18 protein-coding genes and 2 tRNA genes are annotated in these 18,270 nt (G+C 64.3%); 13 read left to right on the forward strand and 7 right to left on the reverse strand.

Going from position 1 to position 18,270, the window contains the following annotated elements; all coding sequences use genetic code 11:
• Positions 1-13 precede the first annotated feature (13 nt).
• The gene (locus ABIB38_RS09020; RefSeq protein WP_429203428.1) at positions 14-1,018 is read right to left on the reverse strand and encodes a carbonic anhydrase; all 1,005 of its coding nucleotides are present in this window, start codon (positions 1,016-1,018) and stop codon (positions 14-16) included.
• Positions 1,019-1,348: 330 nt separating this feature from the next.
• Between ABIB38_RS09020 and ABIB38_RS09025 the strand changes: the two genes are divergently transcribed.
• The 5 genes from ABIB38_RS09025 (at position 1,349) to ABIB38_RS09045 (ending at position 5,540) form a co-directional block, all read left to right on the forward strand.
• Positions 1,349-2,287: a peptidylprolyl isomerase gene (locus tag ABIB38_RS09025; protein WP_429203429.1), complete on the forward strand. Its 939-nt coding sequence runs from the start codon at positions 1,349-1,351 to the stop codon at positions 2,285-2,287.
• Positions 2,288-2,338: 51 nt separating this feature from the next.
• The gene (gene mutL, locus ABIB38_RS09030) at positions 2,339-4,279 is read left to right on the forward strand and encodes a DNA mismatch repair endonuclease MutL (RefSeq protein WP_429203430.1); all 1,941 of its coding nucleotides are present in this window, start codon (positions 2,339-2,341) and stop codon (positions 4,277-4,279) included.
• Positions 4,276-5,232, forward strand: coding sequence for a tRNA (adenosine(37)-N6)-dimethylallyltransferase MiaA (gene miaA, locus ABIB38_RS09035; protein WP_429203431.1), 957 nt, complete (start codon positions 4,276-4,278; stop codon positions 5,230-5,232). Before mutL ends, miaA begins: the two co-directional genes overlap by 4 nt.
• 81 nt (positions 5,233-5,313) lie before the next feature.
• Positions 5,314-5,390, forward strand: a tRNA-Met gene (locus ABIB38_RS09040).
• 73 nt (positions 5,391-5,463) lie between these two features.
• Positions 5,464-5,540: transfer RNA gene (locus ABIB38_RS09045), tRNA-Met, on the forward strand.
• Between the two features lie 59 nt (positions 5,541-5,599).
• Here ABIB38_RS09045 and ABIB38_RS09050 read toward each other — a convergent pair.
• From ABIB38_RS09050 to ABIB38_RS09060, 3 genes are all read right to left on the reverse strand, one after another.
• Complete coding sequence (locus tag ABIB38_RS09050; RefSeq protein WP_036215215.1) at positions 5,600-5,758, reverse strand: hypothetical protein; 159 nt, start codon at positions 5,756-5,758, stop codon at positions 5,600-5,602.
• An 84-nt stretch (positions 5,759-5,842) separates the two neighbouring features.
• Entirely contained in the window at positions 5,843-6,175 is a 333-nt protein-coding gene (locus tag ABIB38_RS09055; protein WP_429203432.1) for a putative signal transducing protein, read from the reverse strand.
• An 11-nt stretch (positions 6,176-6,186) separates the two neighbouring features.
• On the reverse strand, positions 6,187-7,455 hold the full coding sequence (locus tag ABIB38_RS09060) for a DUF445 domain-containing protein (RefSeq protein ID WP_429203433.1): 1,269 nt from the start codon (positions 7,453-7,455) through the stop codon (positions 6,187-6,189).
• A gap of 170 nt (positions 7,456-7,625) precedes the next feature.
• Between ABIB38_RS09060 and ybaL the strand changes: the two genes are divergently transcribed.
• Entirely contained in the window at positions 7,626-9,341 is a 1,716-nt protein-coding gene (gene ybaL / locus ABIB38_RS09065) for a YbaL family putative K(+) efflux transporter (protein WP_429203434.1), read from the forward strand.
• 114 nt (positions 9,342-9,455) lie between these two features.
• Here the strand turns inward: ybaL and ABIB38_RS09070 are convergent, their stop codons facing one another.
• Positions 9,456-11,414: an AAA family ATPase gene (locus ABIB38_RS09070; protein ID WP_429203435.1), complete on the reverse strand. Its 1,959-nt coding sequence runs from the start codon at positions 11,412-11,414 to the stop codon at positions 9,456-9,458.
• A 198-nt stretch (positions 11,415-11,612) separates the two neighbouring features.
• Here ABIB38_RS09070 and ABIB38_RS09075 point away from each other — a divergent pair, with 198 nt between their 5' ends.
• Together ABIB38_RS09075 and ABIB38_RS09080 are read left to right on the forward strand one after the other, a co-directional pair.
• On the forward strand, positions 11,613-11,894 hold the full coding sequence (locus ABIB38_RS09075) for a hypothetical protein (RefSeq protein ID WP_429203436.1): 282 nt from the start codon (positions 11,613-11,615) through the stop codon (positions 11,892-11,894).
• A gap of 78 nt (positions 11,895-11,972) precedes the next feature.
• Positions 11,973-12,245 carry a hypothetical protein gene (locus ABIB38_RS09080; RefSeq protein WP_429203437.1) on the forward strand — a complete coding sequence of 91 codons (273 nt, stop codon included), beginning with the start codon at positions 11,973-11,975 and terminating at the stop codon, positions 12,243-12,245.
• A 36-nt stretch (positions 12,246-12,281) separates the two neighbouring features.
• Here ABIB38_RS09080 and ABIB38_RS09085 read toward each other — a convergent pair whose 3' ends face one another.
• Positions 12,282-12,833, reverse strand: coding sequence for a DUF1697 domain-containing protein (locus tag ABIB38_RS09085; RefSeq protein WP_429203438.1), 552 nt, complete (start codon positions 12,831-12,833; stop codon positions 12,282-12,284).
• 141 nt (positions 12,834-12,974) lie between these two features.
• Between ABIB38_RS09085 and ABIB38_RS09090 the strand changes: the two genes are divergently transcribed.
• Complete coding sequence (locus tag ABIB38_RS09090) at positions 12,975-13,304, forward strand: hypothetical protein (protein ID WP_429203439.1); 330 nt, start codon at positions 12,975-12,977, stop codon at positions 13,302-13,304.
• On the forward strand, positions 13,301-14,152 hold the full coding sequence (locus tag ABIB38_RS09095) for an HDOD domain-containing protein (protein ID WP_429203440.1): 852 nt from the start codon (positions 13,301-13,303) through the stop codon (positions 14,150-14,152). The genes ABIB38_RS09090 and ABIB38_RS09095 overlap by 4 nt, the downstream gene beginning before the upstream one ends.
• Before the next feature lie 144 nt (positions 14,153-14,296).
• Here ABIB38_RS09095 and ABIB38_RS09100 read toward each other — a convergent pair whose 3' ends face one another.
• Positions 14,297-14,707, reverse strand: coding sequence for a hypothetical protein (locus ABIB38_RS09100; protein WP_429203441.1), 411 nt, complete (start codon positions 14,705-14,707; stop codon positions 14,297-14,299).
• Between the two features lie 611 nt (positions 14,708-15,318).
• Between ABIB38_RS09100 and miaB the strand changes: the two genes are divergently transcribed.
• The 3 genes from miaB to ybeY are packed head-to-tail and all read left to right on the forward strand — an operon-like array spanning position 15,319 to position 18,216.
• On the forward strand, positions 15,319-16,689 hold the full coding sequence (gene miaB / locus ABIB38_RS09105; protein ID WP_429203442.1) for a tRNA (N6-isopentenyl adenosine(37)-C2)-methylthiotransferase MiaB: 1,371 nt from the start codon (positions 15,319-15,321) through the stop codon (positions 16,687-16,689).
• Positions 16,686-17,774 carry a PhoH family protein gene (locus ABIB38_RS09110; protein WP_429203443.1) on the forward strand — a complete coding sequence of 363 codons (1,089 nt, stop codon included), beginning with the start codon at positions 16,686-16,688 and terminating at the stop codon, positions 17,772-17,774. The genes miaB and ABIB38_RS09110 overlap by 4 nt, the downstream gene beginning before the upstream one ends.
• Positions 17,749-18,216, forward strand: a complete 468-nt coding sequence (ybeY, locus tag ABIB38_RS09115; protein ID WP_429203444.1) for an rRNA maturation RNase YbeY — start codon at positions 17,749-17,751, stop codon at positions 18,214-18,216. The genes ABIB38_RS09110 and ybeY overlap by 26 nt, the downstream gene beginning before the upstream one ends.
• The last annotated feature ends 54 nt before the right edge of the window (positions 18,217-18,270 follow it).

Genomic DNA, 18,270 nt, shown 5'->3' on the forward strand with positions numbered 1-18,270 from the left:
GCGCGTTCGTTGTTTACATCGATTCCTTGACCATCCGCCCATTGCCCGGCTGCACAGGCCGCGAATTGAACGGATACAGGCGCGAGAACAAGGCCATCTGCTGGGGTGACGCCGTCATCGGCTGCTTCATCACCAGCCACAGCACGTTCTCGGTGCATGGCGGCTCGCTTAGCGAACCCATGTACGTGAAGTAGTCGCGCCGCGCCGGCAGGATCTCGCTTACGTCGAGCACGATCGACGGCGTCACCATCATGTGCTTTTCCAGCGGCAGGTTGTTCCACACGGTCTGGATCAGCGGATTGGCATCGCCGCGCTCGAGCAGCACCGCCAGGATGGCGATCTTGTTGTCATAGCTCTTGTGCACGAGATGCACGACCATTTCGGTGCCCTTGCCGTTGATGCGCTCTTCGCCCGGGCGATGGAAGTGGAATTGCTGCAGCTCGTAGGTAGTCCCGCCCACGCTCAGGAAGTTCCCGCCGGCGACGTTCACCTGGATCGTATGGCCATTGTCGATCTCGTTGAACGAGCTCGGGTGGTAGTCGAACGTGATCTGCTCCAGATCGACCTTGATGCCGTCGCGCAGGTCGATCGGCGACTGGCGGTTGCCGGCATTGCAGGCCGCCCAGCCGGTATTGATCTTCGACCAGTTCTCCGGTCCGAACTCGCCCTCATAGGTCCAGTGGGTGCCGGTCCTGGGCTTCGCGGCTTGGATGGCGGCGGCGGCGGCGGCTTCCTTCTTGCGGCGGGCGTCAAGCGCGCGGCGGGCGCGTGCGGCGTCCTCGGCGCGCAGGGCTTGCCTGGCGCGCAACTCGGCCAGTTTTTCGGCGATGCGGACCGACAGGTCGACTTCCGCATCGGCTTCGGTTTTTGCGGCAGCCGCCGGGGCGACCCCGGCCGGCCGCAGGTTCGGCTTGATCGAGGCGATCGCCGCGGGCTTGGTCGGGGCGGCATCGTTCGCCTGCGCCATGGCCGCGATCAGGCTCAGGCTCAGCGCGAATAGTGCGATCAGGTTACGCATGGGTGTCCAGATAGTGGGCTTACCCTATCCTTATCGGACCCGGCGCAGCTAACTTGAGTGCGCTGCAACAACAAAAGGCGCTGCATTAGCGCCTTTTGCCACCATATTTACATCAATTGTCAACTACGCTGCAGCAGGCGTCGGCACGCTTGTACAGACCGCCGATCGCCAGCGGCCGCGCTCACGCCTAGCGGCACGATCCCGGTCAGGTGTTCCCGGATGACTGACATCATCGCCCTCTCCTCTCCGCCAAGAGGTTCTTGCCTTTCGAACGGCCGCGCATCGCCCTGGACTACAATTGTCCGGACATCAATAAGAAGCGGAGTAGACATGCAGGCAATGACCACGATCCAGACACTCGCCGCCACCGCACTCCTTGCGCTGTTTTCCCTGCCCGCCAGCGGCGCCGCCGCGGCGCCGGCCAGGTCCGGCAAGGAATTGCCGCCCAAGCCCTCGGTGGCGGACGTGGTCAAGGCCTCCACGCCAGCCGACTGGCGCCCACTCGATCCGGAAAACACGCTGTACATGGAACTGCCGGCCGGCCGCGTGGTCATGGAACTGGCCCCGAACTTCGCGCCGAAGGCGGCCGCGAACATCCGCGCGCTGGTGCGCGAACGCTATTTCGACGGCTTGTGGATCATGCGCGCGCAAGATGGCTTCGTGGTGCAATGGGGCGACCCCGACGAAGACACGCCGCGCCCGTTCAAGGCCGCCAGGACGGTGGACGCCGAATTCACCGTGCCCGCCAGGGGCACCGGCCGGTTCACGCTGCTGAAGGAGCGCGACGTCTATGCGCCGCAGGTGGGCCACGTGAACGGCTTTCCGGCGGCGCGCGACCCGAAGGCCGGCCAGGCCTGGCTGCCGCACTGCTACGCGATGGTCGGCGTGGCGCGCGACGAGGCGTCCAATACGGGCAACGGTTCGCAGCTGTACGCCGTGATCGGCCACGCGCCGCGCCACCTGGACCGCAACATCACCGTGGTCGGCCGCGTCGTGTCCGGCATGCCGCTGCTCACGGTGATGCCGCGCGGGACCGGCGCCGCCGGCTTTTATGACAAGGCCGAGCAACGCACGCCGATCGCCAGCGTACGCCTGGCGGCCGATGTCACGCCGCATGAGCGCAGCCGGCTCGAGGTGATGCGCACCGAAAGCGCCGCCTTCCAGGCCGTGATCGAGGCCCAGCGCAACCGCGGCGGCCCGTGGACCAAGGTCGCGGCCGGCGCCATCGACCTGTGCAATGTGCCGATTCCCGTGCGCGAACGGCAATAGGCCGATCCGGGGCGGCGATTCCGGACCGTGAACGCGCGATATAATCGGGGCATGAACGCCCCAGCCCCGACCCACCGCCCCATCCAGCAGCTCCCCGACCAGCTCATCTCGCAGATCGCCGCCGGCGAAGTGGTCGAGCGGCCATCGGCCGTCGTCAAGGAACTGCTGGAAAACGCACTCGACGCCGGCGCGACCCAGATCACCGTGCGCCTCGAAGAAGGCGGGGTCAAGCGCATCGCGATCACCGACAACGGCCGCGGCATCGCGCCGGAGCAACTGCCGCTGGCGCTGGCGCGCCACGCGACCTCCAAGATCGCTTCGCTGCACGACCTCGAGAACGTGGGCACCCTGGGCTTTCGCGGCGAGGCGCTGGCCTCGATCGCCTCGGTGGCCGCGGTGCGCATCACCTCGCGTACGCCGGACGCGGCCCACGCCTGGGAAATCGTCGGCTCGCACGAAGGCACGGTCGCTCCTTCCTCGGGGGCCTGCGGCACCACGATCGACGTGCAGGACCTGTATTTCAATACGCCGGCGCGCCGCAAGTTCCTGAAATCCGAACAGACCGAATACGGCCACTGCGCCGAAGTCGTGCGCCGCATCGCGCTGGCGCGTCCCGACGTGTCGTTCAGCCTGTCGCACAACGGCCGCACGATCGACCACTGGAACGTGAGCGAAGCGGCCAAGCGCAGCGCCCACATCCTCGGCAGCGATTTCGCCGAGGCGCGCCTGGCGCTGGACGAATCGGCCGGTCCGCTGCACCTGCACGGCTACGTCGGCCTGCCGACCGCCTCCAAGGCGCGCGCCGACGGCCAGTTCTTCTACGTGAACGGGCGCTTCGTGCGGGACAAGGTGCTGGTGCATGCGGTGCGCGCCGCCTACCAGGACGTGCTGCACGGCGACCGCTTCCCCTCGTACGTGCTGTCGCTGGACCTCGATCCGGCGCTGGTCGACGTCAACGTCCACCCATCGAAGATCGAGGTGCGCTTCCGCGACAGCCGCGCGGTGCACCAGTTCGTGTTCCACGCGGTGCAGCGCACGCTGGCCCAGACCTCGGCCACGGCGCACGGCAGCGTGCCGGCGCCGGTCACGGCGGCCGAGGTGCGGCCCAGCGGCACGCCATTGTGGCAACTGTCCGAGTCGCCGTCGCGGCCGCAGATGCGGCCGCACGAGCAGACCTCGTTCGGGTCGCAGTTGTCTACGCAGTTGTCCACCTTCTCGCCGTCGCCGTATCCGGCCGGCAGCCGCTGGGACGATCCATCGACCAGCGGCGGCGTGGCGCAGCGCACCGAGGCGTATGGCGCGCTGTTCAGGTCGGATGCGGCGACGACGTCCGCGCCGACAGGCGCCCCGCTGGAGGTGCCGCTCTCGGCGTCGGACCGCCCGCTGTCGAACGACGACTTCCCGCTCGGCTTCGCGCTGGCCCAGCTGCACGGCATCTACATCCTGGCCCAGAACACGCGCGGCCTGGTGCTGGTCGACATGCATGCTGCCCATGAGCGCATTCTCTACGAGCAGATCAAGAACGCGCTCGACGCCCAGGCCCAGGGCCAGGAAATGCAAGTGCAGTCGATGCTGATCCCGGTGACCTTCTACGCCGACGCGGTCGAAGTCGCGACCGCGACCGAGCACCAGGACACCCTGAAGACGCTCGGCTTCGACATCGCCGCGCTGTCGCCGACCACCCTCGCCGTGCGCAGCGTGCCGACCCTGCTCAAGAACGCCGACGCCCAGACGCTGGCGCGCGACGTGCTGCGCGACGTGCGCGAATACGGCGGCTCGCGCGTGCTGATCGAGCGCCGCAACGAGCTGCTCGGCACCCTCGCCTGCCACACGGCGGTGCGCGCCAACCGCATCCTGGCCGTGCCCGAAATGAACGCGCTGCTGCGCCAGATGGAAAGCACCGAACGCGCCGACCAGTGCAACCACGGCCGCCCCACCTGGGTCCAGCTCGAGATCGCCGCGCTCGATAAACTGTTCTTGCGCGGCCAATGATGAACGAGACGAAAAAGCCGATGGCCGTGGCCATCATGGGCCCGACCGCGTCCGGCAAGACCGCGTGCGCCCTGCGCATCGCGCAGACCCGCCCCGTCGAGATCATCTCGGTCGATTCGGCCCTGGTGTATCGCGGGATGGACATCGGCACCGCCAAGCCCCAGCCTTGCGAGCTGGCCGCCGTGCCGCATCACCTGATCGACATCCTCGACCCGCTCGAGGCGTATTCGGTGGCGCAGTTCCGCGACGACACCATCCGCCTGGTGGGTGAGATCACGGCGCGCGGCAGGCTGCCGCTGCTGGTGGGCGGCACGATGATGTATTTCAAGGGACTGGTCGACGGCCTGGACGACCTGCCGACGGCCGATCCGCAGGTGCGCGCCGCGCTCGACGCCGAGGCCGCGCGCATCGGCTGGCCCGGCATGCACGACAAGCTGCGCGCGGTCGATCCGGCGACCGCCGCGCGCCTGGCGCCGAACGACGCCCAGCGCATCAACCGCGCGCTGGAAATCCATGCCCTGTCCGGCCAGCCGATGTCGGCCCTGCTGGCAAAGCGTGCCAAGCCCGCGCTGCCGTTCGATCTGGTGTCGTTTGGCCTCGAGACCGACGACCGCGCCGTGCTGCACCGGCGCATCGCGCTGCGCTTCGACCAGATGCTGGGCGAGGGCGACGAACAGGGCCTGGTGGCCGAAGTCGCGCGCCTGCGCGCGCGTGGCGACCTGTCGCCGGCGCTGCCGTCGATCCGCTGCGTCGGCTATCGCCAGGCCTGGGACTACCTGGACGGCAATATCAGTCGCGCCGAACTGCGTGAGCTGGGCATCATCGCCACCCGCCAGCTGGCCAAGCGCCAGATCACCTGGCTGCGCGCGATGCCGGACCGGATCGTGATCGATTGCCTGGGGCCCGATCCGGCGCAGGCGATGCTCGACCACCTCGAAGCATTGGATAAATGACATCGGCGCGACATTTTTGCGCGCAGAACACGCCACGATCTTGACAGGCAACCGGTCGCGCCCGATAATATTGGTCGTTGCGGTGATATAGCTCAGCTGGTTAGAGCACAGCACTCATAATGCTGGGGTCGGTGGTTCAAGTCCACCTATCACCACCAAGAATTCCAGGCGAATGGCTTGGCTCTTCAACGAGTCAAGCCATTTTTGCTTTTGCCTGCTTTTGTCAGTTTCGGTGATATAGCTCAGCTGGTTAGAGCACAGCACTCATAATGCTGGGGTCGGTGGTTCAAGTCCACCTATCACCACCACGCTACGCACAACGGCCCGGTTCTCGCGAACCGGGCCGTTGTTGTTTCCACGCCAAGATTCAGTGCTTCTTGCCGCCGCCCGAGATCTTGTTCTCGGTGGCCCAGGCGCGGCGCTCGGCTTCCTTCTTGCCGACACCCTTCTTCTCATAGCCTTCCTCGATGTGCTTGACCTGGCGCTTCTGCTTGTCGGTGTACGACGACTTGTCACCCTGGGGCATGATGTTCTCCTTTCGACACAAGAGCGCCCAGCGTACGCCGCCGGCGCGCTGCGATTCGTGCGCTACCCCACGCTCGCGCGCGGTCTACTCAGCCTTATGCCACTCGCCGTCCGGCGCGTGTTCGTCGAGCGCATAGTCGCCGCGCGCCAGCGCTTCGAGCACCGAATACGCCTGCTGCACGTGCACGGCATCGACCAGCAGGCGCACGCCGCCCAGGGCCGGCGCCAGCAGCAGGTCGGTCTGCATCAAATGCGCATCGGCCAGCATGGCGGGGATGCCCGACGCCTCGAGGCAGCCCTGGGCCAGGTTGGCGTCCAGCGGGATCATGTAGCGCGCCAGCACGTACAGGTCGCGCTCGGGGATGCGCTCTACCTCTGGGTGGGCGGCGAGCCAGTCGTTCAGTGCGAGCGTGTGCATGGTAAAGGCCTTCAGTTCAGGAGCGCGGGCAGGTGGGACAGCAGGTACAAGGTCACGCCGATCATGCCGCCCACGATGGTGCCGTTGATGCGGATGTACTGCAAATCCTTGCCGATATTGAGTTCGATCTGGGCCGACATCTCGCGGTCGTCCCATTGCTTGACGGTGTCGGCGATGTGGCGCGTCAGGAAGCCCGCGAACTCGGGGGCCACGCCGCGCGCGGCCGCTTCCAGGTTCTCGCGCAGCGACTGGCGCAAGGCCGGGTCTTCGCTGAGCACCTTGCCGATCCAGGCGCCCATGGCGACGATGCGCCGGCGCAGGTTGGAATCGGCGCTTTCCAGGTCGCGCTTGAGCCAGGCCTTCAGCTCGGCCCACAGCGAACCGAGATAGGCGTTGAGGGTCTCGTCCTCGAGCAGGTAGCGCTTGACGTCGTCGGCTTTGGCCAGGAAAGCGGGATCGGTTTTCAGGCGCTCGATGAAGCCGGCCACGTAGTCGTCGAAGCGGTGGCGCAGCGGGTGCTCGGGATCGGCCGCCACCTTGCCCAGCACACCGGCGGCCAGGCGCACGGCGATGTCGGCGCCCTTGCGGCCGATGAGGTCCGAGGGCAGCATCTTTTCGATGAAGGCGTAATCCTCCTTGAGCCAATCGACGATGCCCTGGACGATGTAGTCTTGCGTATCCGTGTTGTCCAGCAGCCGCGCCAGTTGCCGGATGCCTTCGTCGAGCAGTTCCTGGTGGCGCCGGCCGCGGGTCAGGCTCTCGAGGATGGCGCCGCTCGACTTCGACAGGTCGACGCTCTTGACCATCGTGTGCACGCCGCGGCGGATGAAGTTCTGCACCGCCGCGTCCTCGATGAAGTCGAGCATGAAGGTGGCGGCGCGCACCAGGTGGGCGCCCATCAACTCGGTATTGGCCGGCTTGACCAGCCACTCGGCCACCTTCTGCACCGGATCGTGGCGCCGGATCAGGCCAACGATGGAATCGGTATCGAGGAATTTCTCGCGCACGAACAGGGCCAGGTTGTCGGCGATCTTGTCCTTGTTGTTGGGGATGATGGCGGTATGCCGCGACACGATCGGGATCGGCACGCGCCGGAACAAGGCCACCACCGCGAACCAGTCGGCCAGCGCGCCGACCATGGCCGCTTCGGAAAAGGCGCGCAGCAGGCCGGTCCACCAGGTGTACGGCAGCAGCAGGCTGAGCACGAACAGCACGGCCGCGCCCACGAAGAAGCCGAGGGCGATCCGTTTGGAACGGCGCAGTTCATCCTGTTTTTCCATGCAACGCTGGCTCGGTAGTAGCAATATGCCGATGCTATCGCACTTCGCGCGCGGACGACGCGCCGGCGGCGCCAACATCGCGCCGTTGGCGGCTCCTGATGTTTTTACAGCCCGCACATACTGCTGACTTATACTGAACACCTTCCAACCCGATCCAGAACCGCCCCTGCATGCACCACGAATTAACCCTCATCACCACGATTGCCGCCGCACTCGGCTTCGGCCTGATGTTCGGCATGCTGGCCGTGCGCCTCAAGCTGCCGGCGCTGGTCGGCTACCTGGCCGCCGGCGTCTTCATCGGCCCCGCCACGCCGGGCTTCGTGGCGGACATCGGCCTGGCTTCGCAACTGGCGGAGATCGGCGTCATGCTGCTGATGTTCGGGGTGGGCTTGCATTTCTCGCTGAAGGACTTGCTCGACGTGCGCCGCATCGCCCTGCCCGGCGCCCTGCTGCAGATCGGCGTGGCCACCGGGATGGGGATGGCGCTGGCGTGGTGGTGGGGCTGGAGCCTGGGCGCCGGCATCGTGTTTGGCCTGGCGCTGTCGGTGGCGAGCACCGTGGTGCTGCTGCGCGCGCTGGAGGCGCGCGGCGTGCTCGACTCGATGAACGGCCGCATCGCGGTGGGCTGGCTGGTGGTCGAGGACCTCGTGATGGTGCTGGTGCTGGTGATGCTGCCGGCGCTCGCCGGGCCGCTCGGCGGCAAGGGCGATGCCGGGCTCGATCTGTGGCCGGCGCTGGGCATGACCCTGCTGCAGGTGGGCGGCTTCATCGCCTTCATGCTGATCGTCGGGCGCAAGGTCTTTCCGTGGTTCCTGTGGCGCGTGGCCAGGACCGCCTCGCGCGAGCTGTTCACGCTGTCGGTGATCGCGGCGGCGGTCGGCATCGCCTATGCCTCGTCCAGCCTGTTCGGCGTGTCGTTCGCGCTGGGCGCCTTCTTTGCCGGCATGGTGCTGCGCGAATCGGAACTGAGCCACCGCGCGGCCGAGGAATCGCTGCCGCTGCGCGATGCGTTTTCAGTCCTGTTCTTCGTCTCGGTCGGGATGCTGTTCGATCCGATGGTGTTGATCGACAATCCGCTGTACGTGCTCGGCGTGGTGCTGGTGATCGTGGTGGGCAAGTCGCTCGCCGCCTTCATCCTGGTGCTGGCGCTGCGCTACCCGCTCAATACCGCGCTGACGGTGTCGGCCAGCCTGGCGCAGATCGGCGAGTTCTCTTTCATCCTGGCGGCGCTGGGCATGCAGCTCGGGCTGCTGCCGGAACTCGGGCAGAACCTGATCCTCGCCGGCGCCATCATCTCGATCGCCTTCAATCCGCTGGTGTTCTCGACGATCGAGCCGGCCCAGCGCTGGCTGGGCAAGCAACATCACCTGATGCACCTGGCGCGCAAGCTCGAGCGGCCCGCCGATCCGCTGGCGGAGCTGCCGATGACGACCTCGCGCGAAAAGCTCAGCAACCAGGTGGTGCTGGTGGGCTTCGGCCGGGTCGGGCACCGCATTGCCGAAGACCTGACGGCGCGCGGCATTCACTTCGTGCTCGCCGAGCAGCACCGCGAGCTGGTCGAGCAGGCGCGCGAGCGCGGGATTCCGGCAGTGGTGGGCAATGCGGCGGAACCGGCGGTGCTGATCCAGGCCCATATCCACAAGGCGGCGATGCTGGTGATCGCGACGCCGGACACCTTCGACGTGCGCAAGATGGTGGAGATTGCGAAGGCGCTCAATCCGTCGATCCGCTGCGTGGTGCACACGCACAACGACAACGAAGCAGAATTGCTGCGGGCGGAAACGGGTGGACGGGTGTTCGTGGGGGAACAAGAGCTGGCCAGCAGCATGACGCGGCATGTGCTGGAGACGCTGCGCGAGCGACAGCGTGCTCCACACGAGCATTGACTCCACGGGGAGCTGCATGAGCATGATCCGCCCCCCACACGTTCCAGCGACCCTGCAAACAAAAAAACCCGTCCCGCTTGCGCGGGACGGGTTTCATCAAAACGGACTTGTCGATCAGGCGGCGACTTCTTCCTCGCACAAGGTCAGCTTGGCCGTCCGATGCCCATGCAGCTGCGGCATCAGGAGTTCGCTGCGCTCTTCCAGCAGCGCAAACACCTCGTCTTTGGACAGCACATACTGCTCCAGCAGCGTATCCTTGAGCGACTCCATCACCAGCTTGTAGTCGCGGATCGCATCGAGGGTGTAGCTGTACAGCGCATCCGCCTTTTCTTCCACCAGGCGCACGGTGTGCTCGCCGCTGGCTTCCTGCTGCAGCTGGCTGTAATCGATCTTCGAGCGCGAATACATCGACAGGCGGCTCACCATCAGGTTCAGCATCTTGGTGATCTTCTCGATGTCGTTCTGGCTGCCGACCGAAATGCCGCGCGCGCCATAGAACATCTCTTCGGCCGCCACGCCGCCATACAGGCCGACCACGTCACGCTCCAGTTCTTCGAGGGTGCGCAGCGACATGTCTTCGCCCGACTGCAGCACGTAACCCAGCGCGCCGATCTTCGACACCGCTTCGGTGCTGATCTTGAGCAGGTGCGACTTCTCCTTCACTTCGGCCAGGCTGAGCCCGGCGCGCAGATACGGATCGATCTGCATGAAGAAGTGCCCCAGCTCGTGCAGGGCGATGCGCTCGCGCTGCTTGTGCTTGTCAAGCGTCGTCGCGCGGTCGGTGAGGCCAATGGTGGCGCGCTCATAGGCGCGGAACATCAGGTTGGTGTTGATGATCGTCTTTTCCTGGATCGACAGCATGCTGGCGCGCTCGACCACGGTTTCCAGCAGCGCCGGGCTCAGGTTCTGGGTGATCTCGGCCACCTGGTCCAGGTTCAGGTCTTCCCAGTCGACCAGGCCATCTTTTTTACGCGCCAGGAAGCTGCGCAGCAGTTCGCGGCGCTCGGCCTTGTTCGGCAGGCGGAAATTGATCTTCACCGAAAAGCGGCGCAGCATCGCTTCGTCCATCTCGGTCGTGTTGTCGTCGAAGTTCGAGGCAACGATCCAGATCACGCCTTGCCCCTTGTCGCTCTTCACGCCGTCAAGCAGGCCCAGCATGGTGTTGGCGGTGTCGTCTTCCCATTTCTTTTCGCTGCGGCCACGCGGCATGAACAGGCTTTGCGCTTCATCCAGGAAAATGATGCACTTGCCCTTGGCGCAAGCCTTGCGGTACAGGGCGTTCAGGGCCTTCGAGCCGCCGCCGACGTAGCCCGACTCCAGCGCCGAACCCGAAGCCGAGATCATCGGCATGTCGAGGCGCTTGGCCAGGTAGCCCACCAGCTTGGTCTTGCCGGTGCCGGCAGGCCCGGTCAGCATCACGTTGAACGGCTTGTCGATATTGTGCGACTGGTAGACCTCGCGGTTGCGGATCATGTCTTCCAGGTGCAGCACTTCCTGCTTGATGTCGTCCATGCCGATCAGGTCGTCCAGGCTGCCCTTGAGCTTGTCCGGGGTGATCATCGATGCGCTCGTGCCCATGCCCGGGACGCCGAACTTCATCACGTACAGCACCAGCAGCACCAGGATGATCGGGAAGGCATTGCGCTTGAGGAAGTCGACGGTCTGGTCGAGCATGCTCACGCCCTCGTCCATCACCGCCTTGTGGCTGTCCAGGTAATCGTCCTTGGCGATCGAATACGGGATCGCGTTCTTGAGCAGCACTTCGCGCTCGAGCGACAGGTGCGAGGTGCTCGGCACCTTCACCACGTGCAGGCTCGCCGCGTCCTTGAACTTGTAAATGTAGCGCGGCGCCTCCGACAGCGGATGCGCGATCAAGAGGTAATCCAGGCGCGCTTTCTGCCCGGCCAGCGAGGTGATCTCGGCGATGTTCTGCGAGTGGATTACCGGGCTCGGGTCTTGCGGCACATCGGACTTGAAGATCGCCAGCGCCACCAGCGTGCCCAGCACGATGGCGGACAGGATGCGGACGTAGACGTTCTTGAAGGCTATCTGAAGTCGGGCAAAGTTGGGCATCTGTTTACTCGTCGAAAAGTGCGTCGTGCAAAAGTGGAACTGCTGTTGCCGCATCGCGAAAGGCAGCGAATGCGGTGCCGGCCAGGGCCGGGGTTCAGACGTGTTGGTTGGGACGTTGCTGTGATGCCCGAAGGCAAGGGGATAAGGAGACTATACCTTCAAAAAAAACCGCAGTGAATACCTTGCGGATAAAAAAGTGTGGAATTTGAGGATAATGAAAAAGCTGATAACGGTTTTGATTATCCGAGTGACAGCAATAATGATGAATGTGCTAATCAAACATCGTTTGATTGCGAAATTCGCATTATCAATCCACCCACTTCTGCATTATATGAAGTACTAAGCGCTGTTTATTTACCACAGTCAACTTTTGCCTTGAGTGAGCGCAACATGCACGCATCTTTCAGCAAATATATGATTTCGTTCAACAACCCACCAACGCAACTGCGCGCGGTGAGGCCTGCGGATTTGCTATGCTGATCGGGTAGATGGCGACCGCGGATGAGGTTTCAACGCATCCAAAGCTTGGTGGCATTTAGCTTGTAAAGAGGAACGGCTATGAAAAGATATGTATTGACGGCGGCGCTGGCGGTCTTCCTCGGCAATCCGGCCCAAGCCGCTGTAATCGATGTTGCGCCCGACAATGGCCTCCAAGCCACTCCGACTCCGCAACGGGTGCACGACCTGGCGGTCACGGGCCACACGCATATCGTCACCCCACCATCTCACCTGTCCGAACTGCCCGAGCCGGAAGTGTTCGCGATGATGCTGGTCGGCCTGATCCTGATCGGCTACCGCGCCCGCCGGGACAGCAGCGACAAGTTCAGGTAGGCGCCCGACGGCGCCGGGCATGCCGCGCCGCGGCCGTCAGCACCCGGCCGGATGGTGGCACAGGCCGTGCAGCCTGGTGATCGTGCGCCAGTTGCGCGAGGTGGTGCCATCGCCCAGCCCCTTGCCCAGGGCGGCTGCGGCGGCGCTGTCGAGCACGCCTTCCGGGCACCACACATAGGCGGCGCGGCGGCCCATCGCCAGGGCCTCGGGCTGCCAGTCCTGGCCGCACAGGCAGGCCGCTACCTCGCGCTGCGGCTCGCCCACCAGCAGGAAGACGAACAGGCGCGCATGGTCGTCGGCCAGGTCGAGCAAGGGATTGTCGTCGATGATGTCGGCCAGCTCCTGGTGCTCGAGCACGAACACGCGCGCCCCCACGCCAAGACGCAGCACCATCGCTTCCTCGATCGCCTCCGCGGCCTGGCTGGATGGCACGGCGGCATCGAAGATCACATTGCCGCTGTTGAGCAGGCTGCGCACGCCGGTGTAGCCGAGGCTTTCGACCAGCTTGCGCAGGTCGGCCATGGCGATCCGTTTGGCGCTGCCCACATTTACGCCGCGCAACAAGGCAATGTAGCGTTGGCTGGTCATGCGGGCATGGTAACGTGGCGCGGACTATCGGTGCGCGCGTCTTGACGCGGTTGGCGGACGGGACAGACAAACGATCGCCGATGCTTACAGATATTCATCGGCGCCGGTGATAACATCGGCGCAGAATTGAATGGAGGTATTATGAGCGATGACCACACGATGGTTCCCGTGACCCAAGTAACGCCGGGCATGGTGCTCTCGGACGAGCTGCTGGACAATCATGGCCAGGTCCTGCTGGCCAAGGGCGCGATCCTCGGCGAGGCGACCATCGCCTCGCTGCAGCGTCACCATATCGAGGCGGTGCCGGTGGCGCGCGTCGAGGCGCACCGCGCGCCGGACGAGGCAGCGGTCGTTGCCCGGCTCGACCACCTGTTCCGCAAGCACGATCTTGAGGGTGACGACGACTGGGCCGGCAAGCTGCTGCGCCGCTACGTCGAGGACTACCGCCTGGAACGGCAGGTGGCGCCATGACGACGACCTTGGCGATCACCCTTGAACAGCTGGTCCAGGGCCTGGATGACCTTCCCTCGCTGCCCGCCGTCGTCATGGAACTGCTCGGCAGCATCGATCAGGAAGACATGGACATCTCGGTGCTGGCCAAAAAAGTGTCGGCCGACCAGGCGCTGACGGCGAAGACGTTGCGCCTGGCCAACTCGTCGGCCTTCGGGCTGCAGGTCAAGGCCACGACGATCCAGCAGGCCATGACGTTCCTGGGCTTTCAGGCCACGCGCAACCTGATCATGGCGGCGGCGATGACGGGATGCTTCCCGAGCGGACGCTGCCCCAGCTTCGACGACAAGGCTTTCTGGCGCCTGTCGATCGCCACCGCCGCCTGCGCGCGGGTGCTGGCGCGCCATATGCGCTTCAACCAGGATGTCGCGTTCACGGCCGGACTGCTGCACGGCATCGGCCGCCTGGTGCTGGTGACGCGCTATCCCGAGCAGTACGATGCCGTCCTGCGCGAACGCAACCGCCTCGATGGCGACCTGCTCGACACCGAACGGGCCATGCTGGGCGTTGACCACCTGCTGGCCGGCGCGGCGCTGGCCGAGCACTGGCAGTTCTCGGGCACGATGCAGCAGGCGATCGCCTTTTATCATGCGCCGGAAACGCCGGGAGCCGGCTTCCTGGCCACCATCGTCCACGTGGCCAATGCGGTCGCCCATGCGCTTGACCTGGCCGGCGACGCGGACGAGCTGGTGCCCGCCGTATCCAGCGTGGCCTGGACGGCGCTCGGTCTGCCTGAGGAAACATGGCTGCACGTGTTCCGCGAGACGGAACTGCAGTTCGAGGAAATGACAGCCATCCTGTTGGCCTAGGCCGCAGGACGGTGCACGATGAATCAGTAGGCTCGGATCCGGTGGACCGATCCGGTGCGGCGCCGCTGCTGCAATTGCAGCGTGGCGGCGCCGCACCCCGCCGATACCGAAGGCATGACAGATGCGGCTGTCATGCCCACGGCATCAGTGCGCATAATTGCCGGAGGTCTTGTTCGACGCTTCGCTGTTCTGCGCGCCCTGGCCTTGCGCCGGCTGGGCTTGCTGCTGGGCGGCAGCGGCTGCGGCCTGCGCCGCTTTCTCTTCTGGCTTCGGACGGCCCTGGGCATCCGACAGGCGGTATTTGGTGCGGCGATCGCCCATCAGGTCGCGCAGGTCGCGGATGCTCATGCCCGTCACTTCGTGCATGCGGATCAGCAGCGAGGCGCCGACCGGCAGACGATGGTGGCGGATCTTGCTGATGACGGGCGGCGCCACTTCCAGCATGCGCGACAGGGCGGCGTCGTTTTTCAGTTGCATTTTGCCGAGCAGGATGTCCAACAGGTGGTTCGGGTTGTAACTTTCCTGCGAAGATAGAGCGTGATGTTGTTGTGCCATGATAATTACCTCACGAGTTTGGTTAAAATAGTTCCTTTACGAACTTTTGTTAAAGACTACCTATCGTCAACATAAGTTCCCGGAACTTGTTCAAGGGATTAAACAGCCCTAATCTGAACGTTCCCTTAAGAATTCCGGCCCATAGTGCTCCATGTTTCTTTCCACATGCGCACTTGTCTTTCAAACAAATTATCTGTCGCATACGCAGGTACGATGACGAACGGGCGCATGTGACTCCTTGTCGGAAATCAAGCTATCGTGTGGAAAGCTTGTCACGTTTGCATTTCAGCACATGGGGCTCAATTGTGGCGCACGCAAGAGATTTCTTGGATAAATTTTGTAAATCGGAATCCAGCCAGAAGTCATTGATTTACATAAGGAAACACTTCATGACAGCAAGGCTATATGTCGTGAACAATAAAGTATGTTCGCCAGCGGATATTTAACAATCTAAGCATAAACACAATTACTTTAGGTAAAGAAATTACCCATTCCGCGCGGCATTAAAGTGGCCACACCGGTGGCCGATAGGGTCCGTGCCGAATTACGGTAAACTAGCCCGATCCCGCCGCGCCTTGTCGATGCAGCGCTCGCCCCCAACTAGCAATTCCATGCAAAAAAAAGTATTCATCAAAACCTTCGGCTGCCAGATGAACGAGTACGACTCGGACAAGATGGTCGATGTGCTCGGCGCCTCGGACGGACTGGTGCGCACCGACACGCCGGAAGACGCGGATGTGATCCTGTTTAATACCTGCTCGATCCGCGAAAAATCGCAAGAAAAAGTGTTCTCCGACTTGGGGCGCATCAAGGAACTCAAGCGCCTGAAGCCCGAGCTGGTCATCGGCGTCGGCGGCTGCGTCGCGTCGCAGGAAGGCGACGCCATCGTCAAGCGCGCACCCTATGTCGACGTAGTGTTCGGCCCGCAAACCCTGCACCGCCTGCCCCAGCTGATCCGGGACCGGCGCCAGTCGGGCAAGGCCCAGGTCGACATCAGCTTCCCCGAGATCGAAAAATTCGACTTCTTGCCACCAGCCAAGGTCGAAGGACCGGTCGCCTACGTCTCGATCATGGAAGGCTGCAGCAAGTATTGCAGCTACTGCGTGGTGCCCTATACGCGCGGCGAGGAAGTCTCGCGCCGCTTCGAGGACGTGCTGACCGAAGTCGCCGGCCTCGCCGCCCAGGGTGTCAAGGAGATCATGTTGCTGGGCCAGAACGTGAACGCCTTCCGCGGCGCCATGGAGAGCGGTGACACCGCCGACTTCGCCCTGCTGCTGGAATACATTGCCGAGATTCCCGGCATCGAACGCCTGCGCTTCGTCACCAGCCATCCAAAGGAATTCAGCCAGCGCCTGATCGACGCCTATGCCAGGATCCCGCAACTGGTCAGCCACCTGTACCTGCCGGTGCAGCACGGCTCCGACCGCGTGCTGGGCGCCATGAAGCGCGGCTATACCGGCCTCGAATACAAGTCGATCATCCGCCGCCTGCGCGCGGTGCGGCCCGACATGACCTTCTCGTCCGACTTCATCGTCGGTTTCCCGGGCGAGACCGAGGCCGACTTCGAGGCCATGATGAAGCTGGTCGCGGACGTGGACTTCGACAACAGCTTCAGTTTCATCTTCAGCAAGCGTCCCGGCACGCCGGCCGCGAACCTGGAAGACGACACGCCGCACGAGGTCAAGCTGGCGCGCCTGCAGCGCCTGCAAGCCCTGATCGACACCAACACCCGCAAGCACAGCGCCGCCATGGTCGGCACCGTGCAGCGGGTGCTGGTCGAAGGCGTCGCCAAGAAGGACGCCACCCAGTTGCAGGGCCGCGCCGAGAACAACCGCGTGGTCCTATTCCCGATGAATCCGCTGGACTCGACGAACGTCGCGCTGATCGGCCAGCTGGCCGACCTGCGCATCGTCGCCAGCCACGATTACTATTTGCGCGGCGAACTCGTCGCCAACCTCGATACGTTAGCCAAAGCCAGTTGAAAACACAGCCAACCCTGCCCTCGTACTTCATTCCCGAGCCGCTCGACAATACGCGGCTGGCCCACCTGTGCGGTCCGCTCGATGAAAACCTGCGCCAGATCTCGGCCGCGCTCGACGTCACGATTTTCCGCCGCGGCGAGAAATTCATCGTCAGCGGCGCCAATGCCGGACGCGCCGTCGAATTGCTGGAACGCTTCTATGCGGTTGCCAACAAGGTCGTGCCGATCGAAGAGGTGCAACTGGCCCTGGTCGAGCAGCGCGCGGGCCTGAAGCCGCGCGCCGCCGACCCCGATGCCGCCCCGGACGCCAGGGCCGACGCGCCGCAAGACGCCGACGCCGGCGACGTGCCCGAGAGCCTCGAAAGCCCGCTCCTCAAGACGCGCCGCAGCGACCTGCGCGGCCGCACGCCGCACCAGATCCAGTACCTGAACGCGGTGCTGAACCACGACATCAGCTTCGGCATCGGTCCGGCCGGCACCGGCAAGACCTATCTGGCCGTGGCCTGCGCCGTCGACGCCCTCGAGCGCGACGCCGTCAAGCGCATCATCCTGACCCGTCCCGCCGTCGAGGCCGGCGAGCGCCTGGGCTTCCTGCCGGGCGACCTGGCGCAGAAGGTCGATCCCTACCTGCGTCCCCTGTACGACGCGCTGTACGACCTGCTGGGCTTTGACCGCACCCAGAAGCTGTTCGAAAAGCAGGTGATCGAGATCGCGCCGCTGGCCTATATGCGCGGCCGCACCCTGAACCACGCTTTCGTGATCCTGGACGAAGCCCAGAACACGACCGTCGAGCAAATGAAGATGTTCCTGACCCGGATCGGCTTCGGCAGCAAGGCCGTCGTCACCGGCGACGTGACGCAGGTCGACCTGCACAAGACCCAGCGCAGCGGCCTGGTCGACGCCATGCACGTGCTGAAGGACGTGCGCGGCATCGCCTTCACCCAGTTCTCGAGCGCCGACGTGGTGCGCCACCCGCTGGTGGCGCGCATCATCGACGCGTATGACAAGGATATGTCCGTCCAGGAATTGGGCGCCCTCCCCAAACCGATCCCGGTGAAACATGCAAGAAAAAAAATATCCACTTGAGCTGGAATTCCAGTTCGCCGACCCCCGCCTGGAAAGCGAGATCACCGAAGCCAAGCTGCGGCGCTGGGTCGAAGAGGCCCTGCTCGGCCCGGCCGAGCTGACCATCCGCTTCGTCGATCTCGATGAAGGCCGGGCCCTGAACAAGGCCTACCGCGGCAAGGACTACGCCACCAACGTCCTCACCTTCGCCTACAACGAAGAAGAGGAGCTGGGCGAGGACGACCCGACCCGCGCCGACATCGTGCTGTGCACCGACGTGCTGCAGCGCGAGGCCGACGAGCAGGGCAAGACGGTCGAGGAACACACGGCCCATCTGGTCGTGCACGGCGTGCTGCACGCCCAGGGCTGGGACCATGAAAACGACGACGACGCCGAAGAAATGGAGCAGTTCGAGCGCGACATCATGGAGGTGCTGGGCTTTCCCGATCCCTATGGCGAGTAGGATTGGCGGCAGTGCCGCCAATCCGGCGCAACAGCAGCACGCACCCGCGTGAAT

The sequence above is a fragment of the Massilia sp. UYP11 genome (assembly GCF_050434805.1).
In the GTDB taxonomy this organism is placed as follows: Bacteria; Pseudomonadota; Gammaproteobacteria; order Burkholderiales; family Burkholderiaceae_D; genus Telluria.

What these genes read in the sequence shown, in the direction of transcription:
- ABIB38_RS09020 (WP_429203428.1), bottom strand. Translation starts at nt 1,018, where the DNA reads ATGCGTAACCTGATCGCACTATTCGCGCTGAGCCTGAGCCTGATCGCG.
- ABIB38_RS09025 (WP_429203429.1), top strand. Translation starts at nt 1,349, where the DNA reads ATGCAGGCAATGACCACGATCCAGACACTCGCCGCCACCGCACTCCTT.
- mutL (WP_429203430.1), top strand. Translation starts at nt 2,339, where the DNA reads ATGAACGCCCCAGCCCCGACCCACCGCCCCATCCAGCAGCTCCCCGAC.
- miaA (WP_429203431.1), top strand. Translation starts at nt 4,276, where the DNA reads ATGATGAACGAGACGAAAAAGCCGATGGCCGTGGCCATCATGGGCCCG.
- ABIB38_RS09050 (WP_036215215.1), bottom strand. Translation starts at nt 5,758, where the DNA reads ATGCCCCAGGGTGACAAGTCGTCGTACACCGACAAGCAGAAGCGCCAG.
- ABIB38_RS09055 (WP_429203432.1), bottom strand. Translation starts at nt 6,175, where the DNA reads ATGCACACGCTCGCACTGAACGACTGGCTCGCCGCCCACCCAGAGGTA.
- ABIB38_RS09060 (WP_429203433.1), bottom strand. Translation starts at nt 7,455, where the DNA reads ATGGAAAAACAGGATGAACTGCGCCGTTCCAAACGGATCGCCCTCGGC.
- ybaL (WP_429203434.1), top strand. Translation starts at nt 7,626, where the DNA reads ATGCACCACGAATTAACCCTCATCACCACGATTGCCGCCGCACTCGGC.
- ABIB38_RS09070 (WP_429203435.1), bottom strand. Translation starts at nt 11,414, where the DNA reads ATGCCCAACTTTGCCCGACTTCAGATAGCCTTCAAGAACGTCTACGTC.
- ABIB38_RS09080 (WP_429203437.1), top strand. Translation starts at nt 11,973, where the DNA reads ATGAAAAGATATGTATTGACGGCGGCGCTGGCGGTCTTCCTCGGCAAT.
- ABIB38_RS09085 (WP_429203438.1), bottom strand. Translation starts at nt 12,833, where the DNA reads ATGACCAGCCAACGCTACATTGCCTTGTTGCGCGGCGTAAATGTGGGC.
- ABIB38_RS09090 (WP_429203439.1), top strand. Translation starts at nt 12,975, where the DNA reads ATGAGCGATGACCACACGATGGTTCCCGTGACCCAAGTAACGCCGGGC.
- ABIB38_RS09095 (WP_429203440.1), top strand. Translation starts at nt 13,301, where the DNA reads ATGACGACGACCTTGGCGATCACCCTTGAACAGCTGGTCCAGGGCCTG.
- ABIB38_RS09100 (WP_429203441.1), bottom strand. Translation starts at nt 14,707, where the DNA reads ATGGCACAACAACATCACGCTCTATCTTCGCAGGAAAGTTACAACCCG.
- miaB (WP_429203442.1), top strand. Translation starts at nt 15,319, where the DNA reads ATGCAAAAAAAAGTATTCATCAAAACCTTCGGCTGCCAGATGAACGAG.
- ybeY (WP_429203444.1), top strand. Translation starts at nt 17,749, where the DNA reads ATGCAAGAAAAAAAATATCCACTTGAGCTGGAATTCCAGTTCGCCGAC.